This window comes from Arthrobacter sp. 754 (assembly GCF_040548695.1).
GTDB lineage: Bacteria > Actinomycetota > Actinomycetes > Actinomycetales > Micrococcaceae > Arthrobacter.
In genome coordinates this window covers 316,790-337,045 of sequence record NZ_JBEPSC010000006.1, presented here as the reverse complement: position 1 = coordinate 337,045, position 20,256 = coordinate 316,790, and the positions used below count along the sequence as shown (strand labels likewise).

18 protein-coding genes are annotated in these 20,256 nt (G+C 65.2%); 6 read left to right on the top strand and 12 right to left on the bottom strand.

Annotated elements, in window-relative coordinates:
* Nucleotides 1-2: 2 nt before the first annotated feature.
* The 7 genes from ABIA70_RS18285 to ABIA70_RS18255 all read right to left on the bottom strand — a co-directional run bounded on the left by ABIA70_RS18285 (nt 3) and on the right by ABIA70_RS18255 (nt 9,861).
* Nucleotides 3-1,556, bottom strand: coding sequence for a S8 family serine peptidase (locus tag ABIA70_RS18285; RefSeq protein ID WP_354148994.1), 1,554 nt, complete (start codon nt 1,554-1,556; stop codon nt 3-5).
* 167 nt (nt 1,557-1,723) lie between these two features.
* Nucleotides 1,724-2,800: a Gfo/Idh/MocA family protein gene (locus ABIA70_RS18280; RefSeq protein WP_354148993.1), complete on the bottom strand. Its 1,077-nt coding sequence runs from the start codon at nt 2,798-2,800 to the stop codon at nt 1,724-1,726.
* Between the two features lie 111 nt (nt 2,801-2,911).
* Complete coding sequence (locus ABIA70_RS18275; RefSeq protein ID WP_354148992.1) at nt 2,912-4,630, bottom strand: ABC transporter family substrate-binding protein; 1,719 nt, start codon at nt 4,628-4,630, stop codon at nt 2,912-2,914.
* 52 nt (nt 4,631-4,682) lie between these two features.
* A complete protein-coding gene (locus tag ABIA70_RS18270) occupies nt 4,683-6,920 on the bottom strand; it encodes an ABC transporter ATP-binding protein (protein WP_354148991.1) in 2,238 nt (745 codons plus the stop codon).
* Nucleotides 6,917-7,906, bottom strand: a complete 990-nt coding sequence (locus tag ABIA70_RS18265; RefSeq protein WP_354148990.1) for an ABC transporter permease — start codon at nt 7,904-7,906, stop codon at nt 6,917-6,919. The genes ABIA70_RS18270 and ABIA70_RS18265 overlap by 4 nt, the downstream gene beginning before the upstream one ends.
* A 2-nt stretch (nt 7,907-7,908) precedes the next feature.
* Nucleotides 7,909-8,892, bottom strand: a complete 984-nt coding sequence (locus ABIA70_RS18260) for an ABC transporter permease (RefSeq protein WP_354148989.1) — start codon at nt 8,890-8,892, stop codon at nt 7,909-7,911.
* 342 nt (nt 8,893-9,234) lie between these two features.
* Nucleotides 9,235-9,861, bottom strand: coding sequence for a TetR/AcrR family transcriptional regulator (locus ABIA70_RS18255; RefSeq protein ID WP_354148988.1), 627 nt, complete (start codon nt 9,859-9,861; stop codon nt 9,235-9,237).
* Nucleotides 9,862-9,987: 126 nt separating this feature from the next.
* On the opposite strand from ABIA70_RS18255, the gene ABIA70_RS18250 reads away from it, so the two are divergent.
* The 5 genes from ABIA70_RS18250 to ABIA70_RS18230 all read left to right on the top strand — a co-directional run bounded on the left by ABIA70_RS18250 (nt 9,988) and on the right by ABIA70_RS18230 (nt 14,058).
* Nucleotides 9,988-10,560, top strand: a complete 573-nt coding sequence (locus ABIA70_RS18250; RefSeq protein WP_354148987.1) for an NAD(P)H-dependent oxidoreductase — start codon at nt 9,988-9,990, stop codon at nt 10,558-10,560.
* A 237-nt stretch (nt 10,561-10,797) separates the two neighbouring features.
* Complete coding sequence (locus ABIA70_RS18245) at nt 10,798-11,676, top strand: GerMN domain-containing protein (protein WP_354148986.1); 879 nt, start codon at nt 10,798-10,800, stop codon at nt 11,674-11,676.
* Nucleotides 11,677-11,759: 83 nt separating this feature from the next.
* The gene (locus ABIA70_RS18240) at nt 11,760-13,064 is read left to right on the top strand and encodes an aminotransferase-like domain-containing protein (protein WP_354148985.1); all 1,305 of its coding nucleotides are present in this window, start codon (nt 11,760-11,762) and stop codon (nt 13,062-13,064) included.
* 55 nt (nt 13,065-13,119) lie between these two features.
* Entirely contained in the window at nt 13,120-13,548 is a 429-nt protein-coding gene (locus ABIA70_RS18235; RefSeq protein ID WP_354148984.1) for a universal stress protein, read from the top strand.
* Nucleotides 13,549-13,713: 165 nt separating this feature from the next.
* A complete protein-coding gene (locus ABIA70_RS18230) occupies nt 13,714-14,058 on the top strand; it encodes a hypothetical protein (protein WP_354148983.1) in 345 nt (114 codons plus the stop codon).
* A gap of 35 nt (nt 14,059-14,093) precedes the next feature.
* Here the strand turns inward: ABIA70_RS18230 and ABIA70_RS18225 are convergent, their stop codons facing one another.
* From ABIA70_RS18225 to ABIA70_RS18205, 5 genes are all read right to left on the bottom strand, one after another.
* Entirely contained in the window at nt 14,094-14,702 is a 609-nt protein-coding gene (locus ABIA70_RS18225; RefSeq protein WP_502917229.1) for a phosphatase PAP2 family protein, read from the bottom strand.
* A gap of 14 nt (nt 14,703-14,716) precedes the next feature.
* Nucleotides 14,717-16,189: a dihydrolipoamide acetyltransferase family protein gene (locus tag ABIA70_RS18220; protein WP_354148982.1), complete on the bottom strand. Its 1,473-nt coding sequence runs from the start codon at nt 16,187-16,189 to the stop codon at nt 14,717-14,719.
* Nucleotides 16,190-16,235: 46 nt separating this feature from the next.
* A complete protein-coding gene (locus ABIA70_RS18215) occupies nt 16,236-17,216 on the bottom strand; it encodes an alpha-ketoacid dehydrogenase subunit beta (protein ID WP_354148981.1) in 981 nt (326 codons plus the stop codon).
* Nucleotides 17,216-18,475: a pyruvate dehydrogenase (acetyl-transferring) E1 component subunit alpha gene (pdhA, locus tag ABIA70_RS18210; protein WP_354148980.1), complete on the bottom strand. Its 1,260-nt coding sequence runs from the start codon at nt 18,473-18,475 to the stop codon at nt 17,216-17,218. Before pdhA ends, ABIA70_RS18215 begins: the two co-directional genes overlap by 1 nt.
* 149 nt (nt 18,476-18,624) lie before the next feature.
* Entirely contained in the window at nt 18,625-19,743 is a 1,119-nt protein-coding gene (locus ABIA70_RS18205; RefSeq protein WP_354148979.1) for a histidinol-phosphate transaminase, read from the bottom strand.
* A gap of 82 nt (nt 19,744-19,825) precedes the next feature.
* Here ABIA70_RS18205 and ABIA70_RS18200 point away from each other — a divergent pair, with 82 nt between their 5' ends.
* On the top strand, nt 19,826-20,254 hold the full coding sequence (locus tag ABIA70_RS18200) for a phage holin family protein (RefSeq protein WP_354148978.1): 429 nt from the start codon (nt 19,826-19,828) through the stop codon (nt 20,252-20,254).
* Nucleotides 20,255-20,256: the final 2 nt, after the last annotated feature.

Genomic DNA, 20,256 nt, shown 5'->3' with positions numbered 1-20,256 from the left:
TATTAACCGCCGACGGCGCGGAGGGCGTTCACCTGGCCGTGGCCGTTGAAGCTGTTGTAGCCCACGCCGCCCTGGCACATCTGGGGCGCTCCACCGTCCAGTGCCGGGAAATTGGCGTAGACACTCATGTCCGCGGGGCAGGCGATCGGGTCCGCGGTGTTGGTGATCCGCGAGGCCACGGTACCGGGGTTGGTGATTCCGGTGCTGACAATCAGCGCCGCGACACCGGCCACGTGGGGGGCCGCCATGGACGTGCCCTGCAGGTAGCAGTAGCGCGCCGCCCCGTCCGTCACAGTCAACGTGGGGGCGCAGGGAGCGGCTGACGGCCAGGTGGAGAGCACCCGCCCGGTTGTTGCAGCAGGAGTCACCTGGAAGCGGCGGTCCCCTCCGGGTGCGACAACGTCGGCGGTGCCCATGCCGTAACTGGAGTAGTACGACTTGAACAGCTTGTTTCCGTTGGCAGTGACACCGATGACTCCGGGTACCTCTACGGGCACCACGGCGCAGGCGTTGGTGATGTCGCGAACAACAGGGTCGGTGTTATCCGGGCTGGTCCAATCCTGCGTGGGGTGGGCGAGGTCATCAGACTGGTTGCCCTCGGCCGCCACAATGGTGGTGCCGCTTTGCTGGGCGAACTTGATGGCCCGGCGCTCGGCTTCCCAGATGGCCCGCTGGCCCGGTTCGTTCTTGCAGTTGAAGAGCCAGGGGTCGGCGAAATAGCTGTTGTTGGTGACCTGGATACCGTTTGATCCAGCCCACATGAAGGCGCAGACCACTGCCTCCGGGTAGAAGAACCCTTCGTCGTTGCCCGCTTTAATCCCGGCAATCTTCACGTTCGGGGCTACCCCCACCATGCCGATGTCGTTCTTCGCAGCAGCAATGGTCCCGGCAGTGTGCGTGCCGTGGCCGTTCTTGTCCATCCACGCGGCCGGGGTCTGGTCCGGGACACCGCCCACGCACGAAACGCTCTTGGTGAAGTCCACGTTCTGGGCGAGGTCCGGGTGGGTGTAGTCAAGGCCGGTGTCGATGTCGCCCACCACCACGGAGGGGCTTCCGCCGTTAATGGCGCGGGCTGCGGGAGATTGGATCTGGTCCATGTCCCACTGAAGGCCGGAAAGGGGATCGTCACCGGACGCGGGCACGACGGGAAGCATGGGCTCCGAGGCAGCGTCTGCGGAAGCGCCGGACTTGTCGTCTTCGACAGCAACGGCGAAGCCCGCTGTGGACGCGGCCCCCTGAACGGAAGAGTCCGCTGAGCGCAGCGCAGCATCGAAGCCGGCGCGGTCGGACCTGACGATGGCCACGCCGATCTGCGGGTAGGCCTGGACGACGGTGCCGCCGGCAGCCTGCACCGCCGAAAGCGATGCGCCGGAAACCCCGTTTGCCTTATAGAGAACGATGTAAGTCTGGGCGCCGGTTACAGAAGCAGCCTGTATGCCGGCGGGGTTGGAGACCTGGGCGCCGGCCGACACCGCCGCGGGAGCCGAGGCCGCCGAGAGCCCGATCGCGAGCGCCATCGCCCCGATCGGTGCCACAATCCTGGAGAATTTTTGCATGCTGTTGCTCCGTTTCTGCCGGCTGGCACACGCGGTAGCAGGTGCATCGCCGGCAAGGGTCTGATGTTCCCGATCCCAAACGGCTGTTGCCGGGGATCGTCCGGGTCGCCGCTCAAACAGGAGCATCACCCGCACCATCAGACCCTAGTGACTCATGTCACATGATTTCAAGAGTGCGGCGTAAGTTCGCGCGCTGCTTCAATGATCTTCAGGACCTCAACCGGGCCTGCCGGGTCCACCGGGAGCGGCAGCGCGGAGGACGTTCCGCCGTCGAGGATCTTGTCCGCCAGCAGGCGGTAGAACTCCGGGTAGGCTCCCCGCTCCGTGGGCAGACGGTCCAGATGTCCGTCGCGTCCCAGGGCTCCGGCCCATTGCGGCGCTTCCACGCCGAACTCCTGGTCCAGCGGGCTGCCGCCGGCCACGATGTACGGCTCCTGCGGGTCGATCCCGTGCTTGGTGAACGCACCGGCGGAACCGAGAATGCGGAACCGCGGGCCCTGCTGGGCGCAGAGCATATTCATGCTCAGGTGGCTGGTTACGCCGGACCCGTGCGTCAGGACCAGGAAGACGTCATCATCGACCTTCTCGTGCGGACGCCGCGCCTCCAGTTCCGCGTGCTGCACCGTTGCGGGGCCGAACAGCAGGAGCGCCTGATCGATGAGGTGCGTGCCAAGGTCGAATAGCACACCGCCGCCGTCCGCCGCCGTGGCGTCGGCCTTCCACGCCTTTGATATGTCCGGGGACCACCGTTCGAAGCTGGACTCGAAGCGGGTCACGCTGCCCAGCGCTTCCCCGGCCAGCAGCTTCCGGACCGTGAGGAAATCCCCGTCCCACCGCCGGTTCTGGAAGACCGTGAGCACCCGTCCCAGCCGCTCCGCCAGGGCGATCAGTTCCTGTCCCTGGGCGCTGCTGACAGCGAAGGGCTTATCCACCACGACGTCGAGCCCGGCCTCCAGGGCCGCCTTCGCCAGCGGAAAGTGGGTCGCGGGCGGAGTCCCCAGGACCACCAGGTCAAGGTCGCCGGCCAGCGCAAGCACAGCGTCGCCGTCGGGCACTGTTTTGGTCCCCGGGTACCGCTCCGCGACGGCGGCCTGCCGGCCGGCGTCGGACGTCGCAATGACGTCGAGCGAATACCGGGGGTCCGTTGCGAGCAGCGGGGCGTGGAAGACGCTCCCTGAGAGTCCGTAGCCGACGACGGCGGTGCGGATGGTGCGGGTGGCGGGTTCAGGTTCGGTGCCGGTCATAGGCCAACGGTACCGCGCCAGCGTCGCCGGGGGCGGGTAGACGGCGAAGGCCGGCACTTCCCGGGAATCGGGGAGTGCCGGCCTTCGCAATGAAGGGTCAGGCGGGGTGGGTTACTTCTTCACCCAACCGATGGTGGTCCAGTCCGGAACCTGGGAAAGGCTCTGGAACAGTGACGGACCGTAGTTGGCAAGGCCGGTGCGGACGAAGGAGATCTGCGGGCCGTTCATCACGACACCCATGGAGAAGTACTTCGCCATGTGCTCCTTCTCAACGTCCATGGCTGCCTTGTTGCGCTCGGCGTTGTCCTCGATGGAGGCGAGATCGGCGATCTTCTTGTCCAGTTCGGCATCGCCGAGCTGGTTCTCGTTGGTCTTGGAGTCGTAGTACTGCTTGACGGCGTCCGTGGCGTCCGGGCCAACGGTGTAGCCGGAGACGCTCATGTCGAAGTCGCGGCCGCCGATGACCTTGCCGAAGTCGGCCGAAGCGCGCTGGTCGATGCCAACGTCCATGCCGCCGGCCTGGAGCTGCTTCTGGAGCGTCTGGGTGAAGGCGAGCGTGGTGGGATCGTCACCGAAGTTGCTGATCTTGAACGCGGCCGGCTTGCCGTCCTTCTCCATGATGCCCGCGGCGTTGGCGGTGTAGCCGGCGTCGGTGAGCACCTTCTTGGCAGCGTCGGCACCGGTTTCCTTGACCGGGTAGTTGTCCTGGTAGTACTCGGAGAACGGCAGCAGCATCATGGATCCGGAGCTGGGCTCTTCCCAGTTCAGGCCGTTGAAGCGGACCTTGCGCAGGGCCTCACGGTCGACGGCGGCGAAGATCGCCTTGCGGATTGCCACGTCGGTGACCTTCTGCGCGTTGATGTTCATGCCGCCGGCAAAGAGACGCTGGCCGCGGCGGACCTCGGAGTCCTTGGTGCCCTCCAGCTGCTTGTAGAGGGAGATGGTGTTGGCGGACATGCCGTCGATCTCACCGTTCTTGAAGGCCGCGATCTGGGCGCTGGTTTCCAGCTGCCGGAACACGACGTTTGCCAGGACGGGCTTGGTGCCCCACCACTTGTCGTTGGGAACGAGGGTTACCGTCTTGGCGGCGGTGTCGTACTGGTCCAGCTTGAATGGGCCGGCCATCCATTCCGGGTGCATCTGACCGTTGAAGCCTTCGTTGAAGATCTCCGGCGTGTTGACTGCCGGGTGGATCAGGCCGAAGAAGAGCGAGTCCACCGGGTAGACCGGCTGGCTCGTCTTGACGATGATTTCCTTGTCGCTGCTGCCCGCTTCGACGGACTCGACAAATTCGTAGGCTCCGGAGCTCACGATGTCATAGCCTGCATCCGGGCTTTTGAGGATGTTCCAGGTGTTCTTGAAGGCCTTGATGTCGATGGGGGTGCCGTCGTTGTACGCGGCCTTCGGGTTGACCTTGATGGTGACGGTCTGCTTGCCGTCCTTGACTTCGCTCTCCACCGATTCACAGAAGTCCTTGTTCGGCGTTACCTTGCCGACGAAGTCCACCTTCCAGCAGCCCCCCATGCCGCCGCTGTTCACAGCCACCGGGTTCATGGGGACCTGCAGTGCGGAGTTGTCCGCGCTGTTGCCGTTGTTGGAGAACCCGTTGAAGTCCGGGCCGATGTTGCCCAGCGGCAGGGTGACCTTGCCGCCCTGTTCAAGATCAGCGGCCGGCTTCTCGTTGACGCTGATGAGCTTGGACAGGTCGCTTCCTGACTCCTGCCCCTTGGCCGTCTCCGGTCCGGTAGACGTGCCTCCACCGCCGCAAGCGGTCAGCGTCAGGGCCGCCGCAATGGCCGCCGCTCCGCCGATCTTGGTCAGATTCTTCATGGTGTTCCCTTCATTGGTGCGAGTGGTGGTGCTTGTGGTGGGTCGAAAAAATCTAGGGTGCATGGGGTTCCGCGGTTTCGTGGACCACCAGCATGTCCTCGTCCAGTTGGCCGTCCGGGAAGAAGCAGGCAAACTGCTGGTCGAGGACCGGCGCGGGCCCGGCTTCCAGGGCCTGGACGGCTGCCGAGGGCCGGACAGCCTCCAACGGCGGTTCGAGCGTGAGGCATTTCTCCTGCTTGGCAGCAGGAAGGGCAGCGAAGACAGGGCAGCGGGTGGCGAAGTTGCAGCCCTTGGGGGCCTCCAGTGGCGAGGGCAGATCACCCTTGAGGATGATGCGCTCCCGTGTGCGTTCCAGCTGCGGGTCAGGGACGGGAATGGCGGAGAGCAGCGCGCGCGTGTAGGGGTGGCGCGGGTTGTCGAAGACCCTGTCCACTTCCCCGATCTCCACGATCTTCCCCAGGTACATGACCGCCACGCGGTTGGAGATGTGCCGCACCACGGAGAGGTCGTGGGCCACCATCAGGTAGCTGAGGCCCAGCTCGGCGCGGAGTTTGTCCAGCAGGTTGATGACGCCGGCCTGGACTGAGACGTCCAGGGCGGAAACCGGCTCGTCGAGGACCACCAGCTTCGGGTTCACGGCCAGGGCCCGGGCGATGCCCACGCGCTGGCGCTGGCCGCCGGAGAACTGGTTGGGAAACCTGTTGACGTGGTCCGGCTGCAGCCCCACCAGCTTCATCAGTTCCATGATCCGTTTCCGGATTGCCTGCTTGTCCATGCCGGCGTTCTGCAGCGGCTCGGCCAGGACCTCATACACGGTGAACCGCGGGTCCAGGGCGCCGGTGGGGTCCTGGAACACCATCTGGAGTTCCCGCCGCATGGCGCTCTTGGTCTTGGCGTCGGTGGCTTCCTTGTTGCTGAGGCCGCCGATTATCACTTCGCCGTCCTGGTTGTTGTGGAACTCCATGATTTCCAGGAGCGTGGTGGTCTTGCCGGAGCCGGACTCGCCCACGATGGAGAAGCACTCGCCTTCACGGATGTCGAAGCTCAGGCCGTCCACGGCCTTGACGGTGCCAATGCGCCGTTTCAGCAGGGCACCCTTGGTCAGGGGGAAGTGCTTGCGCACGTCCTTGAGCTCCAGGACAGTGCCGCGCTCGGCCCGGGGGATGGCGTCAAAACCGGACACCGGCACGGGCGGGGCCGCGAAAATTTCGAGGACATCGACGTCGCCGCCCAGTGAGCCGGCCTTGATGCAGGCCGCTTTGTGCCCGGGGTTTTCGCCCGCCGGCAGGAGCGGGGGCTCGCCGGCCAGGCACGCGTCCGCCACCAGGGGGCAACGCGGCGCGAAGGAGCAGCCCGTGGGTGTGTGGATCAGGTTGGGCGGGATGCCCTCGATGGGGACCAGCGAGGTCTTCTCGGCAACGTCCACCCGCGGCACGGCGCCCAGCAAACCCATGGTGTAGGGCATGCGCGGGTTGTAGTAGATGTCATCCACCCGCCCGGTTTCCACCGGCTTGCCCGCGTACATGACCATGATGTCGTCGGCGATGCCTGCCACCACGCCAAGGTCGTGGGTGATCATCACGACGGCGGCGCCCGTTTCCTCCTGCGCCGCATGAAGTACCTCCAGCACCTGGGCCTGGATGGTGACGTCCAGGGCCGTCGTCGGCTCATCAGCGATCAGCACGCGCGGGTTGTTGGCGATGGCGATCGCGATCATGACCCGCTGGCGCATGCCGCCGGAGAACTCGTGCGGGAAGGCACGGACCCTGTTCTTAGGGCTGGGAATCCCCACCATGGCCAGGAGTTCGACGGCGCGGGCTTCCTTCGCCGTGTTGCTCATGCCGGGATTGTGGATGGTGAGGGCCTCGATGATCTGGGCGCCCACTGTGTACACCGGGGTGAGGGAGGACAGCGGGTCCTGGAACACCATGGCGATGTCATTGCCGCGGTAGGCGCACATGGCTTTGTCGCTGAGGCCGAGCAGTTCCTTGCCCTTGAGCCGCACTGACCCTGCTATTTCCGCGGTGGGCGGCAGCAGTCCCATGATGGCCAGGGAGGTGACCGACTTCCCCGAGCCGGACTCGCCCACAATGCCCAGGGTCTGGCCGGGCATGAGGTCGAAGTCAACGCCCCGGACGGCGTGCACCACGCCGTTCTCGGAGTTGAAGCGGACGTGCAGGTCCCGGATGGACAGGACTGCGTCCGACGGCGAGTGGAGGCCGGCGATGTGGAGCCGTTCTGCCGGCGAGGGGGCCGGGTCAGCCGGTTCGAGGTAGGTTCCGCTGCTCATTTGGCCCTCTTCTGTGCACTGTTCTTCTGTGCCCTGTTCTTTTTTGCCCGGCCAACCGAACTGGAGCTGGGGTCAAACGCGTCGCGCAGGCCGTCATTCATCATGGCCAGGGACCCGGTGAGCAGGAACATGACAGCCAAAGGAACCCAGAACATCCACGGGAACGTCTGCACCTGCGAGGTGGCGCCGCCGATCAGCACGCCCAGGCTGACGTCCGGAACCTTGATGCCGATGCCGATGAAGGAGAACGCGACTTCGGCCAGGATGGCACCGGTGACGCCGCGGGTGATGTCCAGCACCAGCAGCGATCCGATGTTGGGGACCAGGTGCCGCCACACAATGCGGCGCGGCGGGACGCCCATGTACTGGGCGGCCTTGACGAAGTCACGCTGCATCAGTGACATGGACAGTGAGCGGATCAGCCGGGCAGTGCCCATCCAGCTGAACACGAGCAGGACGATGATCAGCAGGAGCCAGCTGGGGAGGTTCTTCTTCAGCCCGTCGCCTCCGCCGCTGGTGGCCACGGCCACCACCAGCAGGGCAGGCATCATGATGAGCGCTTCGAGGAAGAAGAGCATCACCTTGTCCACCTTGCCGCCGAAATAGGCCATCGTGCAGCCGTAGACCGCGGCAATCAGGACGGATACCAGGCCCACAATAAGGCCGATGAGGATGGAGATCCGGGTGCCTTCGACGGTCATGGCAAAGAGGTCGATGCCGGCCTGGGACGTGCCCAGGAAGTGCTCGGCCGACGGCGGCATACCGATATTGAAGGGGTCGATGGTCTCTTTGTCCCACTGGGTGAGATACCCGCCGACAAAGGAGAAGACGGTCAGGGCAACGAAGATGGCCAGGCCCGCCACGGCGGTCCTGTTCCGCATAAACCGCCGGAAGATGATGGTGGATTTGCCGATGATGACGTCGGCGCTGTCCAGGTGGGCGTCCTGGGCCACTGCCGCCGGGTCGATGGCGTTGAGATTGGTCATGGCTACTGCACCCTCACTCTCGGGTCGACCAGCGTGGTGGCGAAGTCTGCGAGGATGGCGCCCAGGGCGAAGATCACGGAGCCGTAGGCGAGGGTGGCCGTAGCGGCATTCACGTCCTGCAGCGAGATGGCATCAATGCTCCACGAGCCCACCCCGGGCCAGGCGAAAATCTTCTCCGCGAAGAAGCCGCCGGCGAAGATTGCGGGGATGGTGAAGGCAATGCTCTGGGCCACGGGAATGAAGGACACCCGGAGTGCGTGCCGGGAAATGGCCTGGTTGCGTGTCAACCCCTTGGCGCGAGCCGTGCGGACAAAGTCGGCGTTGACGTTGTCCAGCAGGTACTGCCGCTGCGCAATCTGGTAGGAACCCCAGCCCACCAGAGTGATGGCGATCGTGGGGACTGCGTAGTGCGCAAGCATGTCTACGAACTGGGCCCACCCGGGCGCCATGCCCGGTGTGGAGATGCCGGTGACGAAGAAGATGCGCTTCCCGACCGTCTCGTTGATGTTGATGGCGCCCAGCTGCACCAGGAAGTAAGCGATGGGGGCCGGCACGATGTACGCCAGGTAGCTGTAGGAGGTGATCACCCGGTCCTGGAACTTGTACTGGCGGGCCGCCGAATACACACCGAGGGCAACGCCGATGACCAGGGTCAGGACGATTGAGGCCAGGAACAGGCGGGTGGAGATCCACACCCGGTCACCGAATTCGGCGTTGATGAAGGCGCCGTTGGGGCTGCGTCCCCAGTCCCAGCGCGTCACAATGGCCGTGAGCCATTCAACGTACCGCTCCCACGGGCTAAGGTCCGGGTCCAGGCCCTTCAGGCGCATGGAGTTGGCCACCTGTTCAGGTGTGGGGCGGGGAATCCGCTCCTGCTCCAGCAGTGCCGGCTTGAGGGAACTGACCGCCAGAAAGTACCCGGCCGAGGTGGTCAGGAAGATCATAAAGACGTACGTGATGCCGCGCTTGGCAAGGTACCTGAGCATACGGCAGCTACTTCTGGATCGTCGCCGCCGGGACGCTGGACAAACACATCAGGGGATCGCCCTCTGCTGGTAACGGCCGTTTTACCTCGACTGCATCCACGTTCCAGATCCTTCCGATTTCCCCAGCCAGCCACGGATCGCGCCGCCCCCAGGTCTCCGCCGGCGCAATTCGCCGGCTTTCGCGACCAGACAGACACGTCCGTAAGGAACTATGTTGCGGGTCACATTCCAGAGGAAACTACCACATCGATGAGTCCCGGACGCGGGCATCTGCCCGGAAAGCCGCGCGCCCGTATCAGATCGTTATGAATTATTCAGTTCGAAAGATTTGACTGGACGTTTTCACGGGTCCGGGACTACCTTGCCCCCGCGGATCACGCGGGTAACGAGTTCCCGCCACGACGCAGCGAGCCGCTCGGGGGGCAGGCCGTGGACGCGGACGGCGTGCAGCAGCCTGTCCGGATCCAGGGTCGCGTTCAGTGACATCGCCATCAGCATCGGGTCCGCCTGCATGCCCTCCTCACGCAGGAGGAACTCGAGGTGGCGCTGCGCCAACACGGCTGCAGGCACCTCGTGACGGCTGTGCGGCGAACCTTCAGCAGCGCTCGCCAGGTCGCCGTGCTCCAGCACGAACGCGATCCTTTCCGCGCCGAACGCGATCAGCCGGTCCAGTCCCGGCGCGCCTGGCCCCAGCGGTGCAGGGCCAAACATAAAGCGTGCCTGGAAGGCTGCCTCAGAATCGCTCAACAACGTCATCATCAGGCCCGTGCGGCTTCCGAAGCGGCGGAAGACCGTGCCCTTCCCCACCCCGGCCCGCTCCGCCAGCGCGTCCATGGTCAGACTGTCCGCCCCGGACTCGGCGATCAGATCACGGGCGGCATCGAGCAGGCGCTGGCGGTTCCGCGCGGCATCGCTGCGCTCGGGAACAGGGCCCGAGAGGGATCCGGGCAGCAATGGGATGAAGCTCACAGTCCGTATCCTAGTCCCCGGGAATATAAATCGGACCGCGGTCCGTTTAGATTCGGTGAAGGCAGCAAAAGCCTCCACCTTCCAATCGATTAGCGGCCAGGCCGCAGCCCGAACCCAGGAGTCCGTATGTCAAAGAGCACTGTTCTTACCCTTGTCGGCAGCCTTCGCGCCGAGTCCACCAACCAGAAGCTGGCCGAAGCCATCGCGCTGAACGCTCCCGAGAACGTTGAGGTCCTCATCCACGAGACCCTCGGAAACATCCCGTTCTACAACGAGGACATCGACGTCGAGGGCCAGGTCCCCGCCGCCGCAGCAGCCCTGCGCGCCGCCGCCAACGACGCCGACACCCTGCTGCTGGTGACCCCTGAGCACAACGGCACCGTGCCCGCCTCCCTGAAGAACGCCATCGACTGGCTGTCCCGCCCCTACGGCGCCGGCGCCCTCTCCGGCAAGCCCACCGCCGTCGTCGGCACCGCCTTCGGCCAGTTCGGCGGCGTCTGGGCCCAGGACGAAGCCCGCAAGGCCGTCGGCATCGCCGGCGCCACCGTGCTCGACGACGTCAAGCTCGCCGTCCCCGGCTCCATGGTCCGGTTCGCAGAACTCCACCCGAAGGACGACGCCGAAGTGGTCGAGCAGATCAAGGGCGTCTTCGACGCACTCGCCCAGGCACGCACAGCCGCAGCACAGCCGGCAGCGTAAGGCCCCCCGCCGCAGCGGGCTGCAGCACAGCCTGCACAGCATCAATGCCCCGGACACCCATCGGTGTCCGGGGCATTTTGTTGTAGTTGTTATCGCCCCGTGAGCGCGGCCGGCCCTGCCGGCCGCCGGCGTGACCAAGTCTTGTTCCAACCGGAACCATGCCGGCATGTTCAGGCACGTCGCAGAGCCGTAACGTTAATGCACTGGGATGCGCGGGGACGGGAACACGGTGCAGACATGGCAGGCAGGCGGGGTGCCGGAAAACTGACGGCGACGGCGGCGGTACTGACGCTTCCGCTGTGGCTGGCCTGCTGCGCCCCCGGCGCCGATCAGTCCGCCGGCCGGGCATTTCCTGCCGGCGGAACGACCTATGAGCGCACTATGCCCGCCGAAGGGCTGCTGGTCCCGGAGCCGCAGCCGCAGGCACTGCCGCCCGCCACCCCGGTGCCCCCCGGAGGTGACCCGGCGCAAACCGCGAAGTCCCAGACCCAACCCGGGCAAACTCAGCCGGGGTCCGGAACCGTCACGCCGCCCACACCCCCGCCATCAGGACTGACAACGGGGCCAGGGGGCAACGGCGGCGCTGCCGTTGCCGCTGGAACGGAAGCCACCTCCGGTGAAGATCCCGCCGTGCCTGTCCGGCCATCACCAACGCCGGCGCCGGTTTCTCCGCCACAGCCGGCGGAGACCCCGGCTGGCACATCGGGGGCCAAGGCGGGGGTCACCCAGACTGTCACGGCCTACTACGTGCTGCTGGACGACGGCGGCGCCAGCGGTGTGCGCTTCGGCTGCAACGACAGCCTGGCCGGCATCCGGCAGTCCGTGACGGGAACAGCAGAGCCCCTGGCCGCCGCCATGCGCGCGCTGCTGGACCGGCCCGCACCGGACGGGCTGTACAACGCCCTTTCCGCGTCAACGGTGACGTTCCTCTCCGGGAGCTTTGACGGCACCACCGTGACGGTATACATCTCGGGCACCATCCGGCCCGGCGGCGCCTGCGACATTCCGCGGGTGGAGGCCCAGCTCACGCAGACAGCCGTAGCCTCCGTGGGCGCGATCCGCGCCGAGGTATACGTCAACGGGACCCCGCTGTCTGAAGCGCTGCGCCTGAAGTAGGGACCCGTCCCGCTCCGAACGGTGTGGAATTTTTTGTCAACAAGTGTTGCCTGTTTGGCAACTAGCAGCTGTATCCTGTGAAAGTGACCCACGAAACACTTTCTGCCGCGGCAGCCCAGTTGCCCCCCGAAGCCATCGACGCCATCGAGCGCGCGGCCACGTCGGCCCACCGCGCCGTCCATCCGCACGAAGCGCTGTTCTCCGCGCGCGCCGCCCACATCAAGCAATCCGCGGTGCGGGATGTTTTTGATATCTCCATGCGCCCGGGGCTGGTCTCCCTCGCGGGCGGCAATCCCTACCTGCAGTCCCTTCCCCTCCCGCGCCTTGCCGCGACCGCAGCCGGCATCCTCGCCGACGAGGGGCTCGTTGCCCTGCAATACGGTGCAGGCCAGGGCACCGAGGAACTGCGCGCCCAGGTCTGTGAGGTCATGGCTGCCGAAGGCATTACGGACGCCCTTCCCCAGAACGTGGTGATCACTGCGGGCTCGCAGTCGGCCCAGGATGTGGCCACCAAGGTTTTCTGCAACCCGGGAGACGTGGTGCTGGTCGAAAACCCCACGTACGTGGGGGCGCTCAACACCTTCGAGGCATACCAGGTGGAGGTGGCGACGGTGGAGATGGACGACGCCGGACTGGTGCCCGAGCTCCTGGAGGCCAAGATCGCCGCGCTCCAGACAGCCGGGAAGAACATCAAATTCCTGTACACCATTCCCAGCTTCAACAACCCCTCCGGCATCACGCTGGCACTCGAGCGCCGGCAGCAGATCGTGGATATATGCCGCAACGCGAATATTTTGGTTCTCGAGGACAACCCATATGGGCTGCTGAGGTTCGATGGGAAGCCCCTGGAACCACTCCGGGCAGCAAATCCGGCCGACGTCATCTACCTGGGCTCATTCTCCAAGATTTTTGCTCCCGGTCTTCGAATCGGATGGGCCCTGGTGCCCGAGCATCTGCAGCGGCGCTACTACCTTGCCTCTGAAGCGGTCAGCCTGTGCCCGCCCACCCTGAACCAGATGCTGGTCTCCGCTTACCTCCGGGACTACGACTGGAAGGGGCAGATCGAAACCTACCGCGGCCTCTACGCCGAGCGCTGCGCTGCCATGCTGTCCGCCCTCGAAGAAAACATGCCGGCCGGGACCAGCTGGACCAGGCCCGAAGGCGGGTTCTTTGTCTGGGTCACCCTGCCCGAGGGAATGGACACCTACCCCCTGCTGCAGAAGGCCATCGATGCCGGCGTGGTCTTCATCCCCGGTGCTGCCTTCACTCCGTCCGACCAGCCGTCCAACAAGCTGAGGCTGGCTTTCAGCGCAGTCCCGCCCGACGCCATCCGGGAAGGCGTCCGCCGATTGGCGCCGGTACTGCGCGATGCGCTCGGCGCGCTGTAGCGTAGGCCTGACTGAGCCTGGCCGTAAATTTCATACCGAGTAAAGGAGCGCAAGCATGAGCGGAATCATCGTAGTGGGGGTTGACGGCAGCGAAACTGCCAAGAAGGCAGCCGAGTCGGCCCGTGATCTCGCAGCCGCCCTGGATGCCTCGCTGCACGTGGTCTCCGCCTTCGACAGCGACCGCACCGAGGTCTTTGGCTCGGGCAGCGACCAGTGGATCGTATCCGACGCCGACGGCGCCGAGCACGTGGCCAAGACGGTTGCCGACTTCCTGGCCGGCCCCGTCAAAGTGACCTATTCGTCCGCCCGCGGCAAGCCGGCCGAGGCGCTCATCAAGGAAGCGGAGCGCCTGCAGGCCAAGATGATCGTTGTGGGAAACCGGCGGATGCGCGGCATCGGACGTGTCCTGGGAAGCGTGGCGAACAGCGTGGCACACAATGCCCCCTGCGACGTTTACATCGCCAACACCTACGACGTCGACTGAGTAGCGGGCGGCCGGACACCCTGGACTCGCCACATGAGTGCAGGGTGTCCGTTCTCACGCCGCCAGGACCGGTTTCGACGCGCGGCGGACGATAAAATGGAAGTGCCCTCAACGGAGCGGACAGCCTCTACGCCTCCACCTTCCGCTCCGTCCAAAGGGTCCCCCATGATTTCTCTGCAGCGCCGCCAGCTTGTTGGCCACGACATCCTCCTGGCACGTCACGGCAACCACATATGCTCGATGCGGGTTGACCGCGGAAGCGGCCGCGTCATCGCGCTCCTGGACGACGGATCCGTAGACAGCGCCCCCAACCTCATCTCACCGGATCTCCCCCTTCCTGAGACCCTGCGCAGCGTACTGCGGGAAGACCGGAAGTTCTTCGGCGTTGTCTCGGCAGTCACCGTGGTCCTTGGCGGCCTGTTCTTCGCCACCTGTGCGGGCATGGCAGCCTCCATGGCCGGGAACCCTGAAATGGCAGAACTGCTGCTGGCGTACTCCTACGCCTACTGAGAAGCCACCCGGCCGGCGAGAGGTGTACCCGTCCCCTAGAGGAGCCAGCCGCGAAGCAGCCACCACAGGCCTGCCATCACCAGCCCGCCGAACAGCGATCCGGCCACCACCTGCGCAAGGGTATGGGCACGCAGCACCACCCGTGACCAGCCGACGGCAGGAACCAGGAGCACCAGCGGCAGCCACGCAGGCCCCAGCATCAGGACCGCAATAATGGCCGACGACGATATTGCGGCCGCGTGACCGCTGATCTTCCAGAACGGGCTGACGGCTGCCAGCACGACGATTCCGGCCACTATCGCCAGTACCATGACCACCACGCTCCGCGGCGCATCAATGGCGGCCAGCACCACCAGCCCGGCGGCAACGGAGGCCAGCGCCATGAGCAACACCGGAGCGCGCTGTTTGCGGTTGCTGACGTGGTGGTCGGTGACCTTGCCCAGCCGCACCAGCAACAGCAGCAGGATGAGCGGGAGTACGCAGACGAACAGCGCGGCCAGCGCCCCGTAGCCAAGGGTTCCGGGAAATCCGGGCTGGACCGCGGGGCTGATGAGCAGCACCAGCGTGACCACCACCGGAGGTTGGAAAACCTCGGTCAGCCATCTGGCAATACGGTTTTGGGTGCGAAGCGCTGCGTTGGTCACGATCTGTGCCCCGACTAATCGAGCAGGAGGGCCGGCTCCTCGAGGATGGCTGCGACGTCGGCCATGAAGCGGGCAGAGAGGTCACCGTCCACTACCCTGTGGTCGAAGGAGCCGCCCAGGGTGGTGATCCAGCGCGGGATGACTTCGCCGTCAAGGACCCAGGGCTTTTGCTTGATGGTTCCGAACGCCACAATCGCCACCTCGCCGGGGTTGATGATGGGCGTACCGGTATCGATTCCGAGCGCTCCGATATTGGTGATGGTGAGCGTTCCGCCCTGCATCTCCGCCGGCCGGGTTTTGCCCGCCCTGGCTGTGGTTGCCAGGTTGTTCAGGGCAACGGCCAGCTCCTTGAGCGAGAGGTCCTGCGCGTCCTTGATGTTGGGGACCATCAGGCCCCGCGGCGTCGCTGCTGCGATGCCGAGGTTCATGTAGTGCTTGACGTGGATCTCCGCGGTGTCGGTTCCGTCCACGTTGTCCACCCATGTGGCGTTGACGCTGGGGTTCCTGGCCGCGGCCCAGATGACGGCCTTGGCAAGGATCAGCAGCGGTGAAACCCTGATCCCTTCGAAGTCGCGGGAAGCCTTCAGGCGCTTGACGAACTCCATGGTCCGGCTGGCATCCACGTCCACAAAGATACTCACGTGCGGGGCAGCAAATGCGGACTCCACCATGGCCCGGGCCGTCGCCTTGCGGACACCCTTGACCGGGATCTTTTCAATCCGCTGGTCCTGCGGCTTCCCTGCCCTGCCCCAGAAGCCGTCGGCCTTGTCCAGCTCGGCGTCGCGCTGGGCCTGGTAGCTGACCAGGTCCTCGCGAGTCACCTCGCCGCGGGCGCCGGTGGCCACCACGTCGGCGAGGTCGATTCCCAGGTCGCGGGCGATCTTGCGGACCGGCGGCTTGGCCAGGACACGGTTTACGAGCCCGGTGATGGTTCCGCCCAGCGTGGGACGGGTGTCGACGACGGCGGCCTGGCCCGGAGTAGTCTCTTGAGGCTGTACGGAGACTTCAGCCAGCGTGTGCGGCTGCACAGGCTCGACCTCCGGGGAGTTGCGTGACACTGCGGCGGCGGGCACCGCCTTCCGGGGACGGCGTTTGACGGCGTCTGCCTTCGGCCCGGACCCCACCAGCGGACCGCCGGCCGGGGCACCTCCTGAAGTGTCGGCGTCGTGCGCGGGAAGCTTGCCGTACAGGGGCTGGACCGGAGTGGCGGGTGCCGGGACATCGGCGGGAGTCGGGTCGCCCGAGACGGCGTCCGAGACGCTGATGATGGCGGTGCCGACGTCGATGGTCACGCCTTCGGGGACCAGCAGTTCGGTGACCGTGCCGGCAAAGGGCGACGGCAGCTCAACGAGCGATTTCGCGGTCTCGATCTCGCAGAGGACATCGTTGATGGCAACAGCGTCCCCCGGCTTGACCTTCCACGAGACGATTTCCGCCTCGGTAAGGCCTTCGCCCACATCGGGCAGGTTGAACTTGTTCAGGGTCATGATGTCCTCTTTCAGCGGCAGGCGCGAGCGGGGAAGGTGCGGGCGGCTAGTAGGCCAGGGCGCGGTCCAGTGCCTCGAGAATCCGGTCGATGTCCGGGAGGTAGTCTTCCTCCACCTTGGCCACCGGATACGGCATGTGGAAGCCGCCCACGCGGATCACGGGAGCCTCCAGTGAAAGGAAGGCCCGTTCGCTGATCCGGGCAGCGATCTCGCCGCCGATCCCGCCGAACGTCGGTGCCTCGTGGGCCACCACGAGCCGGCCTGTCTTCTTCGCGGACTCCGTAACGGTGTCGAAGTCAATGGGCGAGATGGAGCGCAGGTCGATGACCTCGATGCTGTGGCCGTCTTCGGCTGCGGCCTCGGCCGCGGCGAGGGCCACCGGCACGAGCGGCCCATAGGCAACCACTGTTGCGTCCGTGCCTTCGCGGAGCACGTGCGCCTTAAAGGGGTCAGCTGATGCGCCGGGTGATGCGGTGTCGACCTCGCCCTTGAGCCAGTAGCGGCGCTTGGGCTCGAAAACAATCACGGGATCCTGGCACTCAACGGCCTGCCGGATCATCCAGTAGGCATCGTGCGCGTTGGAGGGCGTGATGATCCGCAGGCCGGCAGTGTGGGCGAACAGTGCCTCCGGTGATTCCGAGTGATGCTCAATCGAGCCGATTCCGCCGCCGTAGGGGATCCGGATCACCACGGGAACGGTCAGGTTGCCGTTGCTGCGGGCGTGCATCTTGGCCAGCTGGGTGGTGATCTGGTTGAAGCCAGGGAACACAAAACCGTCGAACTGGATCTCGCAGACGGGCAGGTACCCCCGCAGGGCCAGGCCGATGGCGGTGCCGATGATGCCGGACTCCGCGAGCGGGGTGTCCACCACGCGGTCCGCGCCGAACTCCGAGAGGAGACCATCGGTGACACGGTAGACGCCGCCGAGGGCACCGATGTCCTCGCCCATCAGCAGGGACCGGGGATTGTTGGCCAGGGTTGCGCGCAGGCCCTCGTTCAGAGCCTTGGCTATGGTCATGGTGGTCATCAGCGGGCCGCCCTTTCCGCTGCGTCAGCGGGCTTCGTGCCGGATTCGGCTGTGTCAGCAAAGCCGGCGCTGTAGTGCTCAAACCATGCGAGTTCCTCGGCGACCAGCGGGTGGGCCTCAACGTAGGTGTTGGCGAAGGCTGTCCGGATATCGGGAGCCTCGAAGTCGTGGATGGTCTTGCGGACATATGTGGCAAGGTCGTCACCGTCCGCCCTGACCTGCTCAAAGAAAGCATCGTCAGCCAAACCTTGGGCCCTCAGGTACTTCTCCAGGCGGTCAAGGGGATCCTTGGCCCGCCACCGGGCCTCTTCGTCGGATCCGCGGTACTTGGTGGGATCGTCAGCGGTGGTGTGTGCACCGACGCGGTAGGTGAATGCCTCAATCAGCACCGGCCCGTTGCCCTCGCGGGCCTGCTCAAGGGCCCACTCAGTGACCGCATGGACGGCAATCACGTCATTGCCGTCCACCCGGATGCCCGGGAAGCCGTAGCCCTTGGCGCGGTTGGCCAGCGGAATGCGGGTCTGTACGGAGCTGGGTACCGAGATGGCCCAGTGGTTGTTCTGGCAGAAGAACACAACAGGTGCCTTGTAGGAGGAGGCGAACACCATGGATTCATGGACGTCACCCTCCGAACTGGCGCCGTCGCCGAAGTAGACCATCACCGCGGCCTTCGGCTCCACCGGCTGGCCGGAAGCTCCCTCGGTGGCGGCGGCAGCGAGTTTCTGGTCCCGTTGTATTCCCATGGCATAGCCGACGGCGTGCGGCGTCTGTGCGGCTAGGACCAGCGTGTACAGGTGGAAGTTCGTGTCTTTGGGGTTCCAGCCGCCGTTGGAGACGCCGCGGAACTGCCTCAGGAGCTCGGCGAGGTCCACGTTGCGGGTCAGGGCCACGCCGTGCTCGCGGTAGGTGGGGAAGATGTAGTCCTGTGGTTGGCTCGCCCGGCCCGAACCGATCTGGGCGGCTTCCTGACCGGTCAGCGGGACCCACAGCGATAGCTGGCCCTGACGCTGGAGGGCTGTTGATTCCACGTCGAAACGGCGGATCCTGGCCATGTCTGCATAGAAACCACGGAGTTTCTCAGCATCCAGCCGGTCCGCATAGGCCGAGAACACCGGGTCGGTGCCCAGGGTCCCGTCAGGGGCCAGGAGCTGGACCATGGGCTCTGCCGGATCGCCCAGTTTGGCCTCCGCCTCAGCCTCGAGTTGGTCGTCTAGCGCTGTTCCGTCGAACTCGGTGGAGGGCAGATGTGTGTCGCCCATACCGTCTCCTTGCCTGCCGCATCCGGATGCGTTGCAATGTCGCTGGGATATATGCCGGTCAGGGAATGCATTCCGTTCATGGCATATATTTTGGCTTTCCGGTCCTTACTTTATCTTCAGCAGGTGCCGCTGCCTGTACATGTTAAGCGCTAGGAACGCCGTGGCGGCTTTGTATAGTCCGCACATAATTGGAGGAACCGGGTGTTCGCTTCCACCTCGCCGATGCTGACCCGGACGCCTTCATCCCCGAAAGCGCGGACCGAAAGTGCGTGTTTCCCCGCCAGTTCGGCGAATTCCCCGCTGTTTTCGCCGAGGCGCAGCCACACAAAATTTCCTTGGGCATCGGGGACAAACCAGCCGAGATCACGCAGTCCAGCGGTGACCCGTACGCGTTCGTCCACAAGGCTTTGTACCCTTTCTACAACCTGGGCGTAGTTCTGCAACGAAACGATGGCAGCCTGTTCGGCGATCTGCGACACCGCGAAGGGTGTGGCCGCCACCCGGAGGTACTGGGTAAGTTCCGGGTTGGAGATGCTGTAACCCACCCGGAGACCTGCCAGACCGTGGGCCTTGGAGAACGTCCGGAGAACCATGACGTTCGGGTATTTGCGGTACATCTCGATGCCATCCACCGCGTCTTCAGCCCGGACGAACTCCTGGTATGCCTCGTCGATAACCACCACGACGTCGGACGGCACCATCTGCAGGAACCGGTCGGTTTCGGCGGTGGTGAGAATGGGTCCGGTGGGGTTGTTCGGAGTGCAGAGCAGGATAACCCTGGTGCGGACCGTAACGGCCGCAGCCATGGCATCGAGGTCGTGGCGTCCGTCCGGTGTCAGCGGGACCCGGATGCTTTCGGCACCCGCCAGGCCCACGCTGATGGGATAAGCCTCGAAGGAGCGCCACGCATAGATGACTTCGTCGGCTTTTCCGTCATCATTCTGGCCGGCGAAGGTGGTCAGCAGCTGGTTGAGGGCGCCCAGGCTTCCCGCCCCCGTGACGATGTCTTCGGCGGGGACATCGAGGAATTCAGCGAGCGCCGCGCGCAGTTTGCTGCTGAGCGGATCCGGGTACCGGTTGAAGTCCTGCTGCCCTGCAATGGCTTCAAGTACCGCCGGGATCGGCGGCAGCGGGTTCTCGTTGGAAGAGAGTTTGTAGCTGGCCAGTCCCTCGACGGCGGCGGGAGGCTTTCCTGCGGCATAGCGTGGAAGCCGGGCCACCACCGGGCGGGGGCGGATTCCCCCGGGCGGCGTCTCTGAAGAAGTCATGCAACCCAGCCTACTTCTGATGAAGCGGGTGCACCCGGGGTCCGTTCAGGAGGCGCACAGGGCAATGTGACAGCATGGACGTATGCGCTCCTTCATCGTTCGGGTCCTCATCAACGGGCTGGCCCTCTGGATTGCCAGCTGGATCCTGCCGGGCCTCGATATCTCCACGTCCGCCACCACGGAGGCTGTGGCCAAGTCCGGTGTCACCCAGGGCACGGATACCATCGGCATCATTCTGGCCTACCTCTTCATCGGGCTGATCTTCGGAGTAGTCAACGCATTCGTCCGGCCCCTGGTCAGCTTCCTCTCACTGCCGATCACCATCCTCACGCTGGGCCTTTTCACGATCGTCATCAATGCCGCCATGCTGTACCTGACGTCCTGGATCAGCAGCTACACGCCGGTGCATTTCACTATCGACTCCTTCTTCTGGACAGCGGTACTCGCGGCCATCATCATCACGCTCATCTCACTCGTGGCCGGCAGGGTTCCCGGCGGCCGGCGGCGTTAGCG

What these genes read in the sequence shown, in the direction of transcription:
- ABIA70_RS18235 (WP_354148984.1), top strand. Translation starts at nt 13,120, where the DNA reads ATGAGCGGAATCATCGTAGTGGGGGTTGACGGCAGCGAAACTGCCAAG.
- ABIA70_RS18220 (WP_354148982.1), bottom strand. Translation starts at nt 16,189, where the DNA reads ATGACCCTGAACAAGTTCAACCTGCCCGATGTGGGCGAAGGCCTTACC.
- ABIA70_RS18215 (WP_354148981.1), bottom strand. Translation starts at nt 17,216, where the DNA reads ATGACCACCATGACCATAGCCAAGGCTCTGAACGAGGGCCTGCGCGCA.
- pdhA (WP_354148980.1), bottom strand. Translation starts at nt 18,475, where the DNA reads ATGGGCGACACACATCTGCCCTCCACCGAGTTCGACGGAACAGCGCTA.
- ABIA70_RS18270 (WP_354148991.1), bottom strand. Translation starts at nt 6,920, where the DNA reads ATGAGCAGCGGAACCTACCTCGAACCGGCTGACCCGGCCCCCTCGCCG.
- ABIA70_RS18245 (WP_354148986.1), top strand. Translation starts at nt 10,798, where the DNA reads ATGGCAGGCAGGCGGGGTGCCGGAAAACTGACGGCGACGGCGGCGGTA.
- ABIA70_RS18285 (WP_354148994.1), bottom strand. Translation starts at nt 1,556, where the DNA reads ATGCAAAAATTCTCCAGGATTGTGGCACCGATCGGGGCGATGGCGCTC.
- ABIA70_RS18260 (WP_354148989.1), bottom strand. Translation starts at nt 8,892, where the DNA reads ATGCTCAGGTACCTTGCCAAGCGCGGCATCACGTACGTCTTTATGATC.
- ABIA70_RS18275 (WP_354148992.1), bottom strand. Translation starts at nt 4,630, where the DNA reads ATGAAGAATCTGACCAAGATCGGCGGAGCGGCGGCCATTGCGGCGGCC.
- ABIA70_RS18205 (WP_354148979.1), bottom strand. Translation starts at nt 19,743, where the DNA reads ATGACTTCTTCAGAGACGCCGCCCGGGGGAATCCGCCCCCGCCCGGTG.
- ABIA70_RS18230 (WP_354148983.1), top strand. Translation starts at nt 13,714, where the DNA reads ATGATTTCTCTGCAGCGCCGCCAGCTTGTTGGCCACGACATCCTCCTG.
- ABIA70_RS18200 (WP_354148978.1), top strand. Translation starts at nt 19,826, where the DNA reads ATGCGCTCCTTCATCGTTCGGGTCCTCATCAACGGGCTGGCCCTCTGG.
- ABIA70_RS18280 (WP_354148993.1), bottom strand. Translation starts at nt 2,800, where the DNA reads ATGACCGGCACCGAACCTGAACCCGCCACCCGCACCATCCGCACCGCC.
- ABIA70_RS18265 (WP_354148990.1), bottom strand. Translation starts at nt 7,906, where the DNA reads ATGACCAATCTCAACGCCATCGACCCGGCGGCAGTGGCCCAGGACGCC.
- ABIA70_RS18250 (WP_354148987.1), top strand. Translation starts at nt 9,988, where the DNA reads ATGTCAAAGAGCACTGTTCTTACCCTTGTCGGCAGCCTTCGCGCCGAG.